Source organism: Caballeronia sp. KNU42, from assembly GCF_053760385.1.
On record NZ_CM132388.1, the window covers coordinates 1117409 to 1133459 of the forward strand.

Annotated in this window: 12 protein-coding genes; 2 read left to right on the forward strand and 10 right to left on the reverse strand. The window is 63.0% G+C overall.

The window, feature by feature from the left end; translation table 11 throughout:
• Positions 1-9: 9 nt before the first annotated feature.
• From ACSOSP_RS04930 to ACSOSP_RS04965, 8 genes are all read right to left on the reverse strand, one after another.
• Positions 10-2394 carry a hybrid sensor histidine kinase/response regulator gene (locus ACSOSP_RS04930; protein ID WP_455309862.1) on the reverse strand — a complete coding sequence of 795 codons (2385 nt, stop codon included), beginning with the start codon at positions 2392-2394 and terminating at the stop codon, positions 10-12.
• Entirely contained in the window at positions 2391-3239 is an 849-nt protein-coding gene (locus ACSOSP_RS04935) for a chemotaxis protein CheW (RefSeq protein WP_455309864.1), read from the reverse strand. The genes ACSOSP_RS04930 and ACSOSP_RS04935 overlap by 4 nt, the downstream gene beginning before the upstream one ends.
• Positions 3232-4791: a CheR family methyltransferase gene (locus ACSOSP_RS04940; RefSeq protein ID WP_455309866.1), complete on the reverse strand. Its 1560-nt coding sequence runs from the start codon at positions 4789-4791 to the stop codon at positions 3232-3234. The genes ACSOSP_RS04935 and ACSOSP_RS04940 overlap by 8 nt, the downstream gene beginning before the upstream one ends.
• On the reverse strand, positions 4788-5255 hold the full coding sequence (locus tag ACSOSP_RS04945; RefSeq protein WP_455309867.1) for a chemotaxis protein CheW: 468 nt from the start codon (positions 5253-5255) through the stop codon (positions 4788-4790). The genes ACSOSP_RS04940 and ACSOSP_RS04945 overlap by 4 nt, the downstream gene beginning before the upstream one ends.
• 39 nt (positions 5256-5294) lie before the next feature.
• A complete protein-coding gene (locus ACSOSP_RS04950) occupies positions 5295-6923 on the reverse strand; it encodes a methyl-accepting chemotaxis protein (RefSeq protein ID WP_455309868.1) in 1629 nt (542 codons plus the stop codon).
• Positions 6924-7489: 566 nt separating this feature from the next.
• Complete coding sequence (locus ACSOSP_RS04955) at positions 7490-8821, reverse strand: type II toxin-antitoxin system HipA family toxin (protein ID WP_455309869.1); 1332 nt, start codon at positions 8819-8821, stop codon at positions 7490-7492.
• Complete coding sequence (locus ACSOSP_RS04960) at positions 8818-9090, reverse strand: helix-turn-helix domain-containing protein (RefSeq protein ID WP_035564930.1); 273 nt, start codon at positions 9088-9090, stop codon at positions 8818-8820. The genes ACSOSP_RS04955 and ACSOSP_RS04960 overlap by 4 nt, the downstream gene beginning before the upstream one ends.
• A 209-nt stretch (positions 9091-9299) precedes the next feature.
• Positions 9300-11726: an AsmA family protein gene (locus ACSOSP_RS04965; RefSeq protein ID WP_455309870.1), complete on the reverse strand. Its 2427-nt coding sequence runs from the start codon at positions 11724-11726 to the stop codon at positions 9300-9302.
• Between the two features lie 178 nt (positions 11727-11904).
• Between ACSOSP_RS04965 and ACSOSP_RS04970 the strand changes: the two genes are divergently transcribed.
• A complete protein-coding gene (locus ACSOSP_RS04970; protein ID WP_455310854.1) occupies positions 11905-12579 on the forward strand; it encodes an ABC transporter ATP-binding protein in 675 nt (224 codons plus the stop codon).
• On the forward strand, positions 12576-13388 hold the full coding sequence (locus tag ACSOSP_RS04975; RefSeq protein ID WP_455309872.1) for an ABC transporter permease: 813 nt from the start codon (positions 12576-12578) through the stop codon (positions 13386-13388). Before ACSOSP_RS04970 ends, ACSOSP_RS04975 begins: the two co-directional genes overlap by 4 nt.
• Before the next feature lie 58 nt (positions 13389-13446).
• Here ACSOSP_RS04975 and ACSOSP_RS04980 read toward each other — a convergent pair whose 3' ends face one another.
• Both ACSOSP_RS04980 and ACSOSP_RS04985 read right to left on the reverse strand, forming a co-directional pair.
• Positions 13447-15387: a response regulator gene (locus ACSOSP_RS04980; protein ID WP_455309874.1), complete on the reverse strand. Its 1941-nt coding sequence runs from the start codon at positions 15385-15387 to the stop codon at positions 13447-13449.
• Positions 15388-15523: 136 nt separating this feature from the next.
• Positions 15524-15988: a response regulator gene (locus ACSOSP_RS04985; RefSeq protein ID WP_031356381.1), complete on the reverse strand. Its 465-nt coding sequence runs from the start codon at positions 15986-15988 to the stop codon at positions 15524-15526.
• Positions 15989-16051: the final 63 nt, after the last annotated feature.

Here is a 16051-nt window from a genome sequence, read left to right on the forward strand (position 1 = left end):
AATGTTCTCTCACGACTGCGCTTCGCCGATCAGATCGCGCACTGCATCGAGCAAGGTCTGGTCGTGGAAGCTGCCTTTCGCCAGATAGTAGTCCGCGCCGGCATCCAGTCCCCGCTGGCGGTCTTCCGCGCGATCCTTGTACGACACGATCATCACCGGCGTCTCGTGCAAGTGCGGATCGCGGCGGATGAGCGTCACCAGTTCGATGCCATCGAGGCGCGGCATGTCGATATCGGTGATTACCAGGTCGAAGCGCTCACTGCGCACGGCGTTCCAGCCATCCATCCCGTCAACGGCGATGGTGACTTCGTAGCCGCGTCCGGCCAGCAGCTTGCGTTCGAGTTCACGCACGGTCAGCGAGTCGTCCACCACCAGCACGCGTTTTCTCGCGGCGGCAACCTGGCGCGCCGTGCCCGGCGAGACGCGCCCGAGCTCGCCGTCGACGACCAGTTTTTCAACCGCGCGCAGCCAGTCGTCGAGATCGGCAATCAGGAGCGGATCGCCGTTTTCCATCAACGCGCCCGCCGCGATGGTCGGTACCTTTCCCAGGCGTTTGTCGAGTGTTTGCACGACCAGCATGCGCTCGCCGAGAAAGCGGTCGACGACCACGCCGTAGCACGTCGCGCCCTGCCCGATCACGACCACATTGAGGGTGTCGCTGGCGGTCTCGAAGGTCCCTGCACGCAGGATCTGGTGAGCCGTGACAATGCCGAGCCGCCGGCCTTCGAACGCGAAATGCTGATGCCCTTCGAGCAGGTCGATGGATGCCCGTGGCAAAACAAGCGTGCGTGTGACGTGCGCGAGCGGCAGCCCGTACGGTTCGCCATCCACTTCAACAATCAGGCTGCGGATCACGGACAGCGTGAGCGGTAACTGCATCACGAAACGCGTGCCGGCGAGTGCATCCTGCGTCACGCGCAAGTTGCCGCGCACCTGGCGCACGACGTCCTGCACGGCGTCCAGGCCAACGCCGCGGCCGGAGACGTCAGTGACGGTATCGCGCATGGAGAAGCCGGGCAGGAACAGGAATTCAAGCAGTTCGGCGTCCGAAAGACGGGCCGCCGTGGTCTCGTTGGCCAGGCGTTTGCGGACGATGGCGCGGCGCAGCGCGTCGAGGTCCACGCCGCCGCCGTCGTCGCTGACGCTGATGAAAAGCGAACCGGCGCTATGGCGGGCTTCCAGCGTGATCGTGCCTTCGGGTGGTTTGCCGAGAGCCCGTCGCATCGATGGCGCTTCAATGCCGTGATCGACCGCGTTGCGCAGCAGATGGCCCAACGGCGCTTCGAGCAGGTCCAGGATGTCGCGATCCACTTCGGTCGCTTCACCAGCCATCACGAAGCGCACTTGTTTATCGAGCGAACGGGCGACGTCGCGGACCATGCGCGCAAAACCGCCGGTGGCATCAACGAACGGACGCATCCGGCATTCGAGCGCTTCGTCGTAGAGTTGCTGCGACAGGTGCGTCGAGCGCCGGTCGTAGTTTTCCAGCTCGGCCAGGCGCTCACCGAGTTGACGATGCGCTTCTGCGTTGAGACGGCGGACTTCATCCAGCGCATCAAGCGTGCGCGCGTCGAGCGCTACGGTCGGGGCTGCAGAAGAACTCGAGGCCGACGTCGCCGCCTCGGACAGCGATTCGTGCAGGAGATCGAGCGCCCGGCTTGCGTCGCGCTGGATCCGCTTCACACGCAACATGGATTGAGCGAAGGGTTTGAGCCAGCGTGACTCAACCAGCGATTCACCCGAATGGCTCAACAAGCGGTCGAGGGTATCGGCACGAACGCGCAGCATGCGAGCCGGGTCGCGCAGGTCGGCGGAACGTGCCGGCTGCAAAGGCAAGGCTTCCACGGTTTCCTGCGTTTGCTCCGTCACCTCTTCCACCGGCGCTGGGAGCGTCAGTTCATTCGATAAATCGAAGTCAGCGTCAGACTGCAGTGTTTCAACAACCGATGGCGCCGCCGCAGGAACTCCGTTCATCCGTGCATTCAAAGCATCGACGAATGCGTCCACGTCCGCCTGAGATAAGGTTTCGTCGCCCGACCCCTGGCCGATCCGCAAGATCAGGTCGACCCCGCTCAGCAACAAGTCGATCATGCCGGCATCGACGCTCACGCGCCCTTGTTGCGCCCCGACGAAGCAATCCTCCATCACATGCGCGAGGCTCACGCCGTCCGGTACGCCGACAATCCTCGCCGCGCCTTTCAGCGAGTGCGCCGCCCGCATGCAGGCTTCGAGCGTCACGGGGTCGCGCGGGGCACGTTCCAGCGCGAGCAAACCGTCGCTCAGGATCTGCGCCTGCGTTCGCGCTTCCTCGCGAAACAAGTCGATGAGCGAAGGCTGGCCGCGGCTTGGCCCCTGACCGTGGCCCTGGCCCTGGCCCGTTTCAGCGCCGCTCATGTGAGGCTCCGGTTCAATGTCTCGAAAAGCTTGGCTGCGTCGAGCAGGCCCACCGTCACGCCCTTCCACGCAATCACGGCCACCGCGTGGGACGCCGACATGCTGGCGACCGTCGCCGGCACCGCCTGGAAATCGGCGCGCGCAAAACGATGCACACCATCGACTGCGTCAACGGGAAATACGATCGGGTTGCCGGGATCGCCGCGCTCGCCCGCGTCGGCGCCCGGCTCGATGACCAGCAAGCGAGCAAGATCCCGGGCATCGATACCGTGCTGGCCGGTCTGCTGCTCCGGCCTGCGCCCATCCTGCCCGAGCGCCGACGCGATCCCGAACAGGCGCGCGAGCGACGCGCATACGAGCAGCGTTCCGCGCACGTTCACCACGCCGAGTACCGCGCGATGACGCCGGTGCGGCAACGAGTGAATGGGGCGCAACTGGGCGACCTGCTGGAAGATCGCGGTGGGCAAACCCAGCCATTCATCGCCGATACGAAATACGAGCCACGACGTGGCATCCACCTCGCGGGCCGCGTAGTCGCTCAGCGACTGCGCCGTTTCGCGATGCAGGACATCTTGTCCGAACACGGCATCGGCGGATTGTTTACGGTCCAGCACGCGCGCGGCGGCGGCGTCGTGGACAGGACAATTGCGGCAATGAATGTATCCGGCCAGACGCGGACACGAACCGTCGCCACGAACGCCGATGCGGTTCCAGCAGTCGTCGATCGGGACGTCCATATCGGCAAGCAATGACGATGGGGCGTCCGGGGATGAAGCCGGTTCAAGATGCCCGGCGGTTTTATCCGCGTCAAACATTACGTCATACCGGTCGCGCGGATCACTCACGACGGCCTCCCGATGCCCGTTCAGCGCGCGCCAACAACAACTGCGAGCCCGCATGATCGCCTTCCAGCCCGAGCACGGCGGCAAGATGCGTCAGCGCCTCGCCATGTCCGGGGTCAAGATAAAGCGCACGTTTGTAAAAACCTCTCGCCTCGCTTCGCTCGCCTCGCGCGTCCGCGATCACGCCGAGCAAGTAGTAGGCGGCGGCGCTGGCCGGATGCGCCTTGAGATAGGTCCGCGCGATGTCAGCGGCTTCGGGCAAGGCGCCGGCATCGGCGAGTGCCTGTGCTTGTTTGAGCGTGCCCGGTTTGGCGGCAGCCTGTGCGTTGGCCGCCACATCGGGCGCCGCGAACGGCGCGCCGGCACCAGGCAAGCCGAATAAAAATGAGCGTCCGGGAGCATCGTTCAGAGTCGTAGCCGATACGGCCCGATCGCCAAACGTTTTTATCGGCATGGACGCCGCAACCGGCGCCTTTGGCGCCGCTGCCCGCGCGGCCAGTTCCATTGCCCGCTCTGCGCTGGCGATGGCAGCGTAGAGCGCGCGTGGCCGCACTCCCAAATCTTGTTCGCCCGAGCTCAAGCCGCGCTCACCGCCAGGCGTCGGCCAGGCGCCGCCCGCCAGCTTGTCCCCTGGTTCACCTTCCGGCCGCCGGAACGCGAAAGCCAGCACCAGCTTCGCCGATGCCATGCCTTCTCGCATCATCAGCCCCGTTTCCGCGGGCCCGACAAACAGCGTCCCGCCTGGTGCGAGCAGGCCGTCCAGCACCCGCATGGCCATGTGCTGCGTCTGCCGGCCAAAATAGATCAGCACGTTGCGGCAGAAGACGAAATCGAAGGGTTCGAACGTCTGCGGGTCGAGCGTCAGCAGATTCGCCTGGCAAAAGCGAACCCGCTCCGTCACTTCCGGCAAGAGCTGCCATTGATCGCCCGCCCTGGCGAAAAAACGCTCGCGAAATCCGAGTGCGCGGCTGCGGAACGCATTACTCCCATAGTGCGCATGACGGGCCACGTCGAGGGCGCGGCCGCTGATATCGATGGCATCGATGGAAAAACGCTCGGGCGCAATCCCCGCGTCGAGCATGGCCATGGCGGCGGTATAGGCCTCCTCGCCCGTCGAGCACGGCATGCTCAGGATCCGCACGGGCTTGAACGGCTGGTCGAGAAGGCGCACCCGCGCGAGCTTCGCCAGTGCGTTGAACGCCTCGGCATCGCGGAAAAACCATGTCTCCGGCACGACCGCCGCCTCGATCAAGCCCTGCAATTGCGCAGGCACGCCGTTCACCACGAGCCAGAACGCCTCGATAGTCGCCTGCGATTCGTCCAGGCCATCGGCGCCTGACGCGCGCCACGCCGCAAACCGGTCCGAGACGGCGCGTTCGATCGCATTTTCTCCGATAGACGCAGGGTCCAGACCGATCGTCCGTTGCAAGAGCCCGGCGAACTGCATGACCTGCGCGTGCGCAAGCGCCTCGCGACGGCTCTCATGCATCGCGTGGGTCTTGTGAAACGCCTCGGTCGCGCGCCGGGCCTGATCTGAAACAGGGACGTGCTTCATGCTTGGCTCTGCGTGAAGAGTTGTGCCTGCACGTGCTCCGGCAACAGGTGCTCGATGCGAACCCATTGAACAAGGCCTTGGGCGTCGCGTGCAAGCGGCCCGAGATAACGCGCGTCAGTCGCCTCGACACCGGCGTGCTGGAACGTGGCGGCGTCGAGCGTCAGCGTGCGCGTGGCGCGCTCGAGCAGGATGCCGAGGCGCTTGTGTTCGAGGCCTGACGGGCTTTCCTGCGGGTAATAGACTAGCGCCAGGCGTGTGGATAAACGTTCGTGCGAACGCCGGCCAAGTGCAAGCGCAGCCAGGTCGATAACCGGCACCGGCATATTTTCATAATCCAGCACGCCCGCGACCCAATCCGGCACGCCGGGCATCGCTTTGAGCGGCACGAGCGACAGCATGCGCTCGACTTGCGAACTGTCGATCACGTAGCGGTCGTTATCGAGCGTGAACTGGATGAAGAGCATGGTCTCAGCGGCCGAACGAATAATCGGAAAGCGCGCGAGTCATGATGTCGCTACCTTGAAGCGCGATACGCCGGTGCGCAGGCCGTTGGCGGTGTGCGTGAGGTCGTCGATCGCTTGCGTCGACTGGCGCAGCGACTCGGCCGTCTGCTGAGCGGCTTCGGACAGTTGGGCGAGCGCCTGCGTGATCTGGTCGGCGCCGGTCGCCTGCGTCTGCATGCCTTCATTGACCATCACGAAGCGCGGCGCGAGCGTCTGCACCTGCTGGATGATCTGCGACAGTTGCCCGCCGACCTGCTGCACGTCAGTCATGCCGCGCCGGACTTCCTCGGAGAACTTGTCCATGCCCATCACGCCCGCCGCGACCGCCGACTGGATCTCCTTCACCATCTGTTCGATATCGAAAGTCGCGACCGCCGTCTGGTCCGCGAGACGGCGGATCTCGGTCGCCACGACCGCAAAACCGCGCCCATATTCCCCGGCCTTCTCCGCTTCGATCGCCGCGTTCAGCGACAGCAAATTCGTCTGGTCGGCGACCTTTGTAATGGTGGCCACCACCTGGTTGATGTTGCTCGCGCGCTCGTTGAGGATCGCGAGCTTGCCGTTCACCGATCCCGCGGCTTCCATCACGAGCCGCATGGTGTCTTCCATGCGCGTCAGGCCCACCTGCCCCGTGCCCGCCAGCAGCGCCGACTGTTCGGCCACGCCGGACACTTCGTTCATCGTGCGCACGAGATCGCGCGACGTGGCGAAAATCTCCCTCGACGTGGCGCCGATCTCGGTCGTCGTGGCGGCGGTCTCGCTTGCGGTGGCCTGTTGTTCGCGGGCAGTCGCGGCGATTTCAGCCACCGATGTCGTGACCTGCACCGCCGATTTCTGCGCCTGACCAACCAAACCGGTCAGTTCGTCGGTCATGCGATTGAAGCCCGCTCCAAGCGCGCCGAATTCATCCCCGCGCTCAAGCTGCAGGCGCTGCGACAAGTCGCCGGTGCGCATCGCATCGACGACCTCTACGAGCCGCTGCATCGGCACGGCGATCGCCCGGAGCAGCAGGAAACCGGCCCATGCCGCTACCAGGAAGGTCGCGAGCACCACCACCAGCAACGTGATCTCAGCCTTGCTGACCGACTCGCGAATGCTCTTCGACGAACTCACCTGCTGCTCGTTGTTGTGCTCGACGAGCGCCCGCACCACGGTCCGGCCCGCTTCCCAGACCGGCGTGAGCTGGGTGTTGAAGGCCGCGGCGGCTGTGGCCTTCGACGTGGGCACATCGGCCAGGATCTGCGCCTGGATGGGCGCGTAGAGGGCGCGTTGCTGCTTGAAATCAGTGAAGATACGGCGGTCGGTGTCTTCAAAAACCGTGGGCGCGTACTGGTCGAGCAGCTTGTCGAGCGAGTCGCGGGTTTCCGCGATGCGCTGCGTGTCGCGGCGGATCTGGTCAGGCTCGGTATCGATAAAAATAAGGCGCTGCGTCACCGTGTAGTTTTCGAACCACGCCGAACGGATCGTCGTCGCGAGATAGACGCCCGGCGTTGAATCCTCTTCCTGGCTGCGCGCCTCCCGGTCGATCTCGCCAAGCAGGATGTACGAACAGACCGCCATTAACAGCATCAGCGCGAGGATCACGCCAAAGCTCACAAGAATTCGTTTTCGAATGGTTAACTGCTTCACGCATGAACCTTTTCAGTAGGGTTGTGCTTCAGCGCCGGCAGCGGGCGCACGGCACCCGGATCAAAAAGGGTGCGGCGCAATTTTAAGATGGAAAACGAAATGCTTTGCGGATAAATGCAGGCTTTTGTCCGTCAGCTACTAGCCGGACGCCGACACCGGCCAAAGTTGTGCACAGAAATTGGGGACCACCCTGTTGACAACCTGCTGACAAAGCCCGGAACGCGTTGAACGGAAACGATTTTCAGGCGCCGCTTCAAAGTGCGCCTGGCATACGGATTCGATGGTTTCAGCCAGCAAAGTTGTACACACAATCTGTTGAAGGACCTGTGGACAAGCGTGAGGTTATCTTCTTAAGTCGTTGATAAATAAGCACCGTTTGGAATCGATCCGATTTGCGCCACGCGTTGCGTGTAATTTCGGCGCGCTGCCAAACCCGCAACGACTCGCGAGTTATCCCCAGTAATTGTGGGCAGGCTTGTTGATAAGCAAGGGGCTCAACGCTTAAGTCGCTGATGCAGAACGGTTTAAACCCTGTGACTCGAAAGCGTCTTATGCGCGCTGACGTTTCAGGGAAGACGAAACGCCGGACGTTTCGCCCGAGCGACAGGAATCGCGCCGGTGCGACGGATCACGTCCCTGATCCGTGTAAGCAGGTCATCGGCTTTATAGCGGTCGTCCTGGCTGAGGCGCTCGGCCACGGTGTCGAACGCCTGGTCGATGCGCAGCAGGATCGCTTCTGCCTCGGCGCGTTTCAGACCCAGACGCTCGCCATACGCAATCAATTGCTCGGGAACGGGGAAAACCTTTGATTTATTCAGGTTCAACGCCATCCGGCCGTCGAGCAACGGATAGATGCCCGTGCAGACGACATCGTAGATGGGCGAGAGCCGGCGCGGCCCGGTGGGATCGGTATAGATAATGCCGATGTTCTTCATGTGCGCGTCGCCATCGCGCAGAAAACACGACAGCGCGACTCGCTCGAACAGCCGCAGCGATTGCGCGCGGAAATCATCACCGGTGTAGACCTCTACCGCCCGCCCGATCATCTCGTAACTGCCGCGGTATTTATCGTTGCCAGTCAGCACGCTCATGTCTTCGAAGCCGAGCGGCGTACCATCCGGCGCACGATCGAAACGCGCCATCACGAACAGCAGGCCATCGTTGGAGAGCCAGAAATCCGGCACGTCGAAACCCGCCTCGCGCGCCACCGACATGCACAGGAATTCGTTGCGCGCGATCCCCGCATAGTCGTCGCCTTCGGCCTTCACGATCACCGTGGTCAGCGGCAAGGTCGCGTGTGCGTCGAGCGTGGCGATGCCGGGCGTATCCACGCCGGGCCTATCCACGCCAAGCGTCGCTACGCCGGGTAGACTGCCGGGAACCTCGGGCGCGAGCGGCACCACCGTCTTCGGCTGCACGCCCGAAATACCCGAGCCGAGCGCATATTTGCTCACCAGCCGCTCGAACAATTGTCCCGATGGCGACGACAGCAGCTCGTCAAGCCGCTCGCCTTCGCCCTCAGGCACCGTCTGGCCGTGCAGCGCATAAGTGAGCCTGCCGATCTGGTTTCGCCCGGCGAGGAACAGCAGGAACATGTCGCTGGGAGTGCCGAAGCGCGCCAGCCGTTCTTCGATGATGTATCGCAAATAACCTTCCGGGCGATTCATCGCGAACACGTTCATGAGCGCGCCGCTGCTGTAGCTCTTGCGGCGCACCGGCATGGTCAGTGACACGGCCGCGTCCGGTTCGACTTCCCCATAGTTGAAGACGAAGGTGCTCTCCTTCGCCAGCAGGCCGGCCATGCCCTGCGGCGTGTGGACGTCGAGCCGGCGGATTTTGTCGAAGAGTTGTTCCAGGTCGAATGGCGGCGCAGGCTTGAGCGGCGACGGCGTGCTCATTCGTCCTCCCTGAAGAAGAAGTCCAGATCTTCGAAGACCACAGTATCTTTCGGACGCAATGTGAGGTCGTAGCCGAGCGCATTGGCGATCCGGCAAAACTCGTGAAGGCCGACGTTCTGTGCGCCTTCGGCATTGGTGATTGTGCGCCGTGCCACGCCCGCGCGATCAGCCAGCGTCTGCTGACTCATGCGTCGCTCGCGGCGAAGGGAGCGGAGTTCCGCTGCCACACGCTCGAAGTTGCTGATGGGATCAGTGTATTTGCGCGTCATGATGCGCAATTATAGGTTATTTTTATATTTTGCGCATTATTACGCGCATTTATATAGTTGATTTTTTGCTGATCGATTTCGTTGAATTGCGCATTATTATGCGCAAACTACACAGAATATAGGTAAATGCGCGTCAAGACGCGCATTTCCAACCGAAACCGGCAACGCAGAGATCCATCGCACGAATCGGCCAATCCCGTTGCCGGTTATCAGCTTCCGCGATAAAGCGCCGCACTGGCCGGCGTGGACGCCCCCGGCCGGGTCGGGCCACCGGTTGCCCCTTTGGCGCCGTTAGCACCCTTCGCATTGTCGGGCGATGAAGACGGAGGCGGAGATGACGCAGCCGCGGGATTCGCCACGCCTGGCTCCATATACTCCGGTGCGCCCTTCGCTTTTTGCTTCTGCCCCGGCGGGGGCGCAGACGGCAGGGCGCGCATGTCGGCAAGCATTTGCGTGCATGGCAACGGCTTGTTGTTGCTCGGCGCGATCAACGGGATCAGCGCAGCAAACGGGTTAAGCAGGCCGAGCCCGACCGCCGCCGCACCACGCACCGCGAGCGCGCCGGCGTTCACGCCCACATGCGGGTCCTTGAACGTCCCTTTCACGTACAGCGGCGAGCGCAGCGAGAACACCCGGAAACCCTTCGTATGCGGATGAATGTTCAGGTCCATCTCCTCGGTCTTGAGATTGACGGTGCCGTCCATGTTGATCACGGCGTCGTCGGTATCGAGGGCAAACACGCGCGACTCCAGCACGCCATCGGTCGCGACAAAGTCCGCCGCCGCGCAGTTGATCTTCACGTCGTGTTTGCCGAAGAGCTTTTCGTAGACCGCATTCGCCACATTCAGTCCCGCCGCTTCCATATACAGCCGGCTCACCGTGCCGTCGGTGATCAGCGTCTTGATTTCGCCATTCGCGGTTCCGGCGAGTGCGGCAGGCGAATTGCCTGTCGCCGATAACGCCGCGTCCCCGTTCACTTCACCGAGCGCCGACTGCATCGTCTTGACGGTCGGCAGCAACTCCTTGAGCTTCAGATGCCGCGCCGAGGTCGAGAAACGGCCCTCGAGCGGCTCCTTGCTGCCGTCGAGGTGAATATTCGACGACAGCGTCCCGCCCGCCACCCCGAAAGACAGCGGTTCGAACGACAGCACGCCGTCGTTCATCACCACATGCGTATAGAGGTCCGTGATCGGCAGCGCCGGGTCCTTGATGATCTTGCGGCCGGTGAACTTCACGTCGGCATCGATCGCTTTCCATCGATCCGTCTTGAATTCCTCGGTCGGCAACGCCTTGGAAGACGGTTGCTTCGCCGAGTCGCCGCGCTTCGCCTTGCTCGCGTTCGAATCGGCGCCGATGACAGGAGCGAGATCAGAGAACTGCAGCAGGTTCGACACCAGTTCGCCCGACAGCAAGGGCCGCGGCTTGCGTCCCACGAACGTGAGCGAGCCGTTCACATCGCTGCCGCCCACGCGCCCGGTGAAGTTCTCGTACCTGAAGACATTGCCGTCAGCCTTGAACTGGCCGACGAGCCGTCCTTCCGTTGCATACGGCGGTGTTGCCGGCAGCGTCACCCCAACGATCGGATACAAATGCTCGAGGCTCACGCCCTGCAGCCACAGCCGCAAATCGAGCGCGGCAAGATGCGCCGGGTCCGTCACGGTCCCGACAAAAGCAATATGCGTGTCGCCGATACGAACATCCGCCTGCACGGGGAACGGGCGCATGGCGTCCTGCAGCGCGAGCACGCCGCCGACCTTGCCGTCGCCGGACACCGCCACGCTGTTGTATTTCCCCTTCACCGACCAGCCGATGCCATAAGGCGGCACGGGCGGCTTCGGCCCTTCCTTCGTGGTGATGCTGGTGTTCGCCGAAACGCTCGCCGGGTTCGGCGCGCTCGCCGCATCAGCGGCAGCGGCTGACGCCTCGGATGCAGCGGCGGCCTCAGAAGCCGCCGCTTTATCGACTTGCTGGTTCAGCTTGGCCGCCCCGCTCTTACCGACCACCTGGGTTGACGATTTCTGCGATGCCGCTTCCTGCTGCTTCATGACATCGCCGATGGGAATCATCTGGCCAAGCGTATTCACGACAACCTGCATGTCCGCTTTCGTGATCTCGTCCGCGTACGCGATGTTGCCCTGGTTCAACGCGATGTCATGCAATTGAAGGTTCCATTCCGACGGTTCGGTCGACTGCTTGAACTTGAATGTCCAGTTATCGCGGTTGTCCTTGAGGCGTTCGAGATCAACTGAAGGATTCACCAGGTTGATCGATGGAATCACAATGTTGTGCGCGAGCAGCGGCAGGATCTCGACCTGGAAATCGATCTCGTCCAGGGTCGCGAAAAACTTCTGCTTGGTCCAGTCGGGATTGGCGACCGTGATTTTTTGCGCCGAGAATCGCGGCCACGGGACCCAGCGGCGCCAGCCGGTTTCCCCGGGCGGCCGTTGCCAGCCGACCTTCAGGTCGCCCGTAATCTCGAACTGCCGGCCGATGGCCTGCGAGACTTTATCGTCGACCCAGGGACGGGCCCGGTTCCAGTCGAAGGTCAGGAACACAATCACCAGCACCGCGATCAAGATGATCAGAATCGCTACGATCCAGGCGACTGTTTTTCCGATTTTCCGGCCAAGCGCCATAGTGGCTCCCTCTGTATTTCTTGAAAACCGCACAGCACGTCGCGTGCCCGGCGATGATACCGGCCAGTTCCCCATGCCGGGCAAGACCGGCGGCCCCGCGAACCTAAGAACCACCTAAGCAGCGTTGATTTATGATTGCGCTCCGAGATCATTCCGCGAGCTTGTCTCCGCCATGTCCATGCCAGCCGACACGCCCTTGATTCGCGCGACAGGGCTCACCCGCTACGACCCGGTGCGCCACGCTGTCTTGCTGCACCCCACCACGTTCAGCTTGTCCGGAGGCCAGCGCGCAGTGATCACCGGGCCGTCGGGCTCAGGCAAGAGTGTGTTCCTGCGTGCGCTTGCGCTGCTCGATCCTGTCGATGACGGTGTGATCCAGTGGCGCGACAAGACCATCGCGCGCGCAGCTATTCCGGCATACCGGCGGCGCGTGGCTTACATCGCACAACGCCCGGCCATGCTCGATGGCAGCGTGGAAGACAACCTGCGTTATCCGTTTTCGCTGAAGGTGTATCGCGATGCGCGTTTCGATCGTGAGCGGGTGGTCAAGCTGGCCGGGCGAGCGGGCCGTGAAGCCGATTTCCTCGATAAACGCGCGAGCGAGCTATCCGGTGGTGAAGCGCAGGTTGCCGCGCTGATACGCGTATTGCAAGTTGCCCCCGACGTGCTGCTGCTCGACGAACCGACGGCGTCGCTCGATCCCGCTTCCGCGCTGGAAATAGAAGCGCTCGTCAGCGCCTGGTTCGACGAGCGCCCGGGCGAACGCGCGAGCATCTGGGTGTCGCACGATCCGGCGCAGGCGCAACGCGTCGGCGAACGACAGTTAGTCATGACCGCGGGGACATTGTCATGAGCGGCTATCAGAACCTCAGCCTGCTCGACATCGGGATCGCGGCGGCGCTGATCGTGGTGAACGGGGCGTTATCGGTTGCGCTGAAGCTCGACCTGGAGCGCAAGCTGGCGTGGGCGGCGGTGCGCACTGTCGTGCAACTGCTCGCGATCGGGTACGTGCTCGGCTGGGTATTCCAGTTTTCACGCTGGTACGTCGTATTGCCGCTGATGGCGCTGATGACGCTGATAGCGGGACTGTCGGCATCGAATCGCGGCAGGCGCACTTACGCTGGGCAGCGGGCGGATAGCGTCGTGTCGATCTGGGTGAGTTCGTGGCTGGTGGCCGCGGTGGGACTGTTCGTCGTGATCCGGATTCATCCGTGGTACGAGCCGCAATACGCCATACCGATCCTCGGCATGATCCTCGGCAACACGTTGACAGGTGTGTCGCTTGGCATCGAACGAATGACAGAGGAACTGACCGCGGGACGAGGGACGGTGGAGATGTCGCTCGCGCTCGGTGCAACGCGATGGGAAGCCGCGCAAGGTCCGGCGCGCCAGGCCGTGCGGGCGGGCATGATCCCGACGTTGAACCAGATGACGGTAGTAGGACTGGTCAGTCTGCCAGGCATGATGACGGGCCAGGTGCTGGCGGGCCAGTCGCCATTGCAGGCGGTCCGTTATCAGATCGTCATCATGTTTTTCATCGCGGCTTCATCGGCACTCGGCACGGTGGGCGCGGTGTTATTGACCTACCAGCGGCTGTTCTCGCCGGAACACCGGTTCATGGCGTCGAAGCTCGTGGAGAGGAAAAAGCCGAAGCGCGGATAAAAGAGCCGCAGACGATGCGGACAGAGCGATGTCCCGTGCAAGCCGGTGCGCTCGCGCACTAAGCGCCGCCCGGCCGCCGCGCCAACGCATGAATCAGAGACTCAAGCCGGGCGAAGTCGACCGGCTTTGTCAGGTGGTCCTGAAACCCGGCATTGCGGCATCGGCGGATATCTTCGTCCATGCCATAGCCGGTGATGGCGACCGACGGTTTTCCAGGCTGCAACTCGGTCCACGCGCGGGCGACCTCGAGTCCGCTGCCATCCGGCAAACCGATATCGCTGACCAGCAGATCGAACACTTCGCCCCGGGCTAAAGCAAGCGCCTCGGCGACCGTCGTGGCCACTCCGACCTGATGCCCGAGCACCTCCAGCACCTGCGCCATCGCAGACGACGTGTATTCGTTGTCCTCGACGAGCAGCACCTTCAGCGACCGCACGATCTCATCGGTGTCCTGCGCCGCGAGCGGCGACGTTTCATCTTCCGTCCCGGCCTTGACGAGCGGCAGGGTCAGCGTGAAGCGAGCGCCCTTGTCGCGCCCGTCGCTCTGCGCCGTCAGCGTTCCGCCGTGCTTCAACGCCAGCGTGCTGGCAATAGCTAAGCCAAGACCCAGGCCGCCGAACGCCCGGGTGATGGAATCATCGGCTTGTTCGAAGGCCGAGAAGATCCGCGGCAACGCTTCGGCGCTGATCCCGATACCGTTGTCAGAGACCGAAATCGCGATGGTCGACGCATCCGGATTCCACATCCGCACCGCAATACGCCCGCCCGCCGGAGTGAACTTCACTGCGTTTTTCATCAGGTTCCACACGATCTGCTGCAAGCGCGCGGCATCGCCGAAAACCAGCGTGGAGGTGGCGCCCAAGGTCGTTTCAAGCGTCAGGCACTTGCCACGCAGATCGGACTCCGACATATCGATCGCGCTCGACATCAGCGTCTCCAGCTCCACATTCGTAAAGTTCAGTGAAAGCTTGCCGCGCGCGATGCTGGTCAGGTCGAGCAGATCGTCGATCAAGCGCGCTTCCAGCTCCACATTGCGCCGGATCAGTTCGAGCGTTGCCTGGGCGTCGGCGGGGAGCGTGTGGCGTATCTCCAGCAAACGCACGGCGGCGACGATCGGCGTCAGCGGCGTGCGCAATTCGTGCGACAGCACCGCCAGGAAGTGATCTTTCGCGCGGTTCGCGGTCTCGGCCTGCTCCTTCGCCACGCGCAAGGCATCGGCGGCCATGTGCTCTTCGGTGACGTCGCGGATGATCTTCGAATAACCGATCAGTTCGCCGTTATCGGCACGAATAGCGGTGGTCACGCCCGACGCAAAGAACGAGCGCCCGTCGCGGCGCCAGAGCCAGCGGTCGTCGCTCGCACTGCCATCGAGTTGCGCCGTCTCCAGTTCCTGCGCAAACACATGGGTGTCGCGATCTTCCTGGCCGTAGAAAACTTCGGCGGACTGGCCGACAACATCCAGCGCGGCGAACCCGAGAATTCGCTGCGATGCCGCGTTCCACGTCCGGATCCTGCCCTTCTGATCGAGCGTGATGACCGCGTAATCCTTCAGCGCGTCGACCAGCAGGCGGAAGTGCGTTTCCGTTTCCCGCAGCGCGCGTTCGACTGCAATACGCTGCTGGCGCTCGGCGCTTTCCGTCAGGGCGCGCCGCACGACGGCCGGCAGCCGTTGCATGCGTTGCTTGAGCACATAGTCGGTGGCGCCGCGCTTGAGCATGTCGACGGCATGCTCCTCGCCGAGCACGCCGGAGACGAAGATGAACGGCGTATGCGGCACGCGCTCCCGGGCGATTGTCAACGCTTCGACGCCGGAGAACACCGGCATCACGAAGTCCGCGAGGATCACATCGAAGTCGGACGTTTCGAGCGCCGCTATGAAACCCTGTTCCGTATAGACGATTTGCACGTCGACCTTATAGTCGGCGCGTTCCAACTGGGTCAGGGTCAGTTCCGCGTCGAGCGCGTTGTCTTCTACGAGAAGCAGGTGCAAAGGCTGCATGGTCAGGGCACTCAGGCGAACCGGCGCACGCGATACTGCCGGGCAGGTCGCATCGGGCAAAACAACGAAAGGACCAGCGGGCCCGGGCCGCTACGCCGGGCACTGTGCAGGAGGAAGACGCCAGTGTGCACCAGATTCATTCCGGCGCGAACTGACGGCGAAGCCGCGTTGACCCGGGGGGCGGCTCGTTGAGCACGGCCCAGAACACGCCGAGATCGGCAATTGCCTGCACAAACTCGTTGAACTCGACCGGCTTCACCACGTAAGCATTCGCGCCGAGCGCGTAGCTGCGCACGAGATCCGGCTCCTCGCGCGACGACGTCAGCATGACCACGGGAATCGCTTTCAGCGCAGCATTGGAACGGATAGTCTCCAGCACTTCGAGGCCGTCGATTTTCGGCAGCTTCAAGTCGAGCAGGATGACGGCGGGGTTTCCTGGATTGCGTGCGCTCCATTCGCCTTCGCAACGCAGGTAATCGATAGCTTCCTGGCCGTCGCGCGCCACGATCACTTCGTTGGCAAGCTGGCTTTTGCCAAGCGCCACGAGGGTCAGTTCTAGATCGCTGGGATTGTCTTCGACAAGCAAAATGGGTTTCAGCATGGTCCGGTATGACGGGGTGAAATAAAGGTCGCGAGATCAGTCACTCGACAGCCAGTTGGTGAA

Coding starts and splice junctions, on each gene's coding strand:
- ACSOSP_RS04970 (WP_455310854.1), top strand. CDS start 11,905: ATGCCAGCCGACACGCCCTTGATTCGCGCGACAGGGCTCACCCGCTAC.
- ACSOSP_RS04930 (WP_455309862.1), bottom strand. CDS start 2,394: ATGAGCGGCGCTGAAACGGGCCAGGGCCAGGGCCACGGTCAGGGGCCA.
- ACSOSP_RS04980 (WP_455309874.1), bottom strand. CDS start 15,387: ATGCAGCCTTTGCACCTGCTTCTCGTAGAAGACAACGCGCTCGACGCG.
- ACSOSP_RS04965 (WP_455309870.1), bottom strand. CDS start 11,726: ATGGCGCTTGGCCGGAAAATCGGAAAAACAGTCGCCTGGATCGTAGCG.
- ACSOSP_RS04940 (WP_455309866.1), bottom strand. CDS start 4,791: ATGAAGCACGTCCCTGTTTCAGATCAGGCCCGGCGCGCGACCGAGGCG.
- ACSOSP_RS04955 (WP_455309869.1), bottom strand. CDS start 8,821: ATGAGCACGCCGTCGCCGCTCAAGCCTGCGCCGCCATTCGACCTGGAA.
- ACSOSP_RS04960 (WP_035564930.1), bottom strand. CDS start 9,090: ATGACGCGCAAATACACTGATCCCATCAGCAACTTCGAGCGTGTGGCA.
- ACSOSP_RS04975 (WP_455309872.1), top strand. CDS start 12,576: ATGAGCGGCTATCAGAACCTCAGCCTGCTCGACATCGGGATCGCGGCG.
- ACSOSP_RS04945 (WP_455309867.1), bottom strand. CDS start 5,255: ATGCTCTTCATCCAGTTCACGCTCGATAACGACCGCTACGTGATCGAC.
- ACSOSP_RS04985 (WP_031356381.1), bottom strand. CDS start 15,988: ATGCTGAAACCCATTTTGCTTGTCGAAGACAATCCCAGCGATCTAGAA.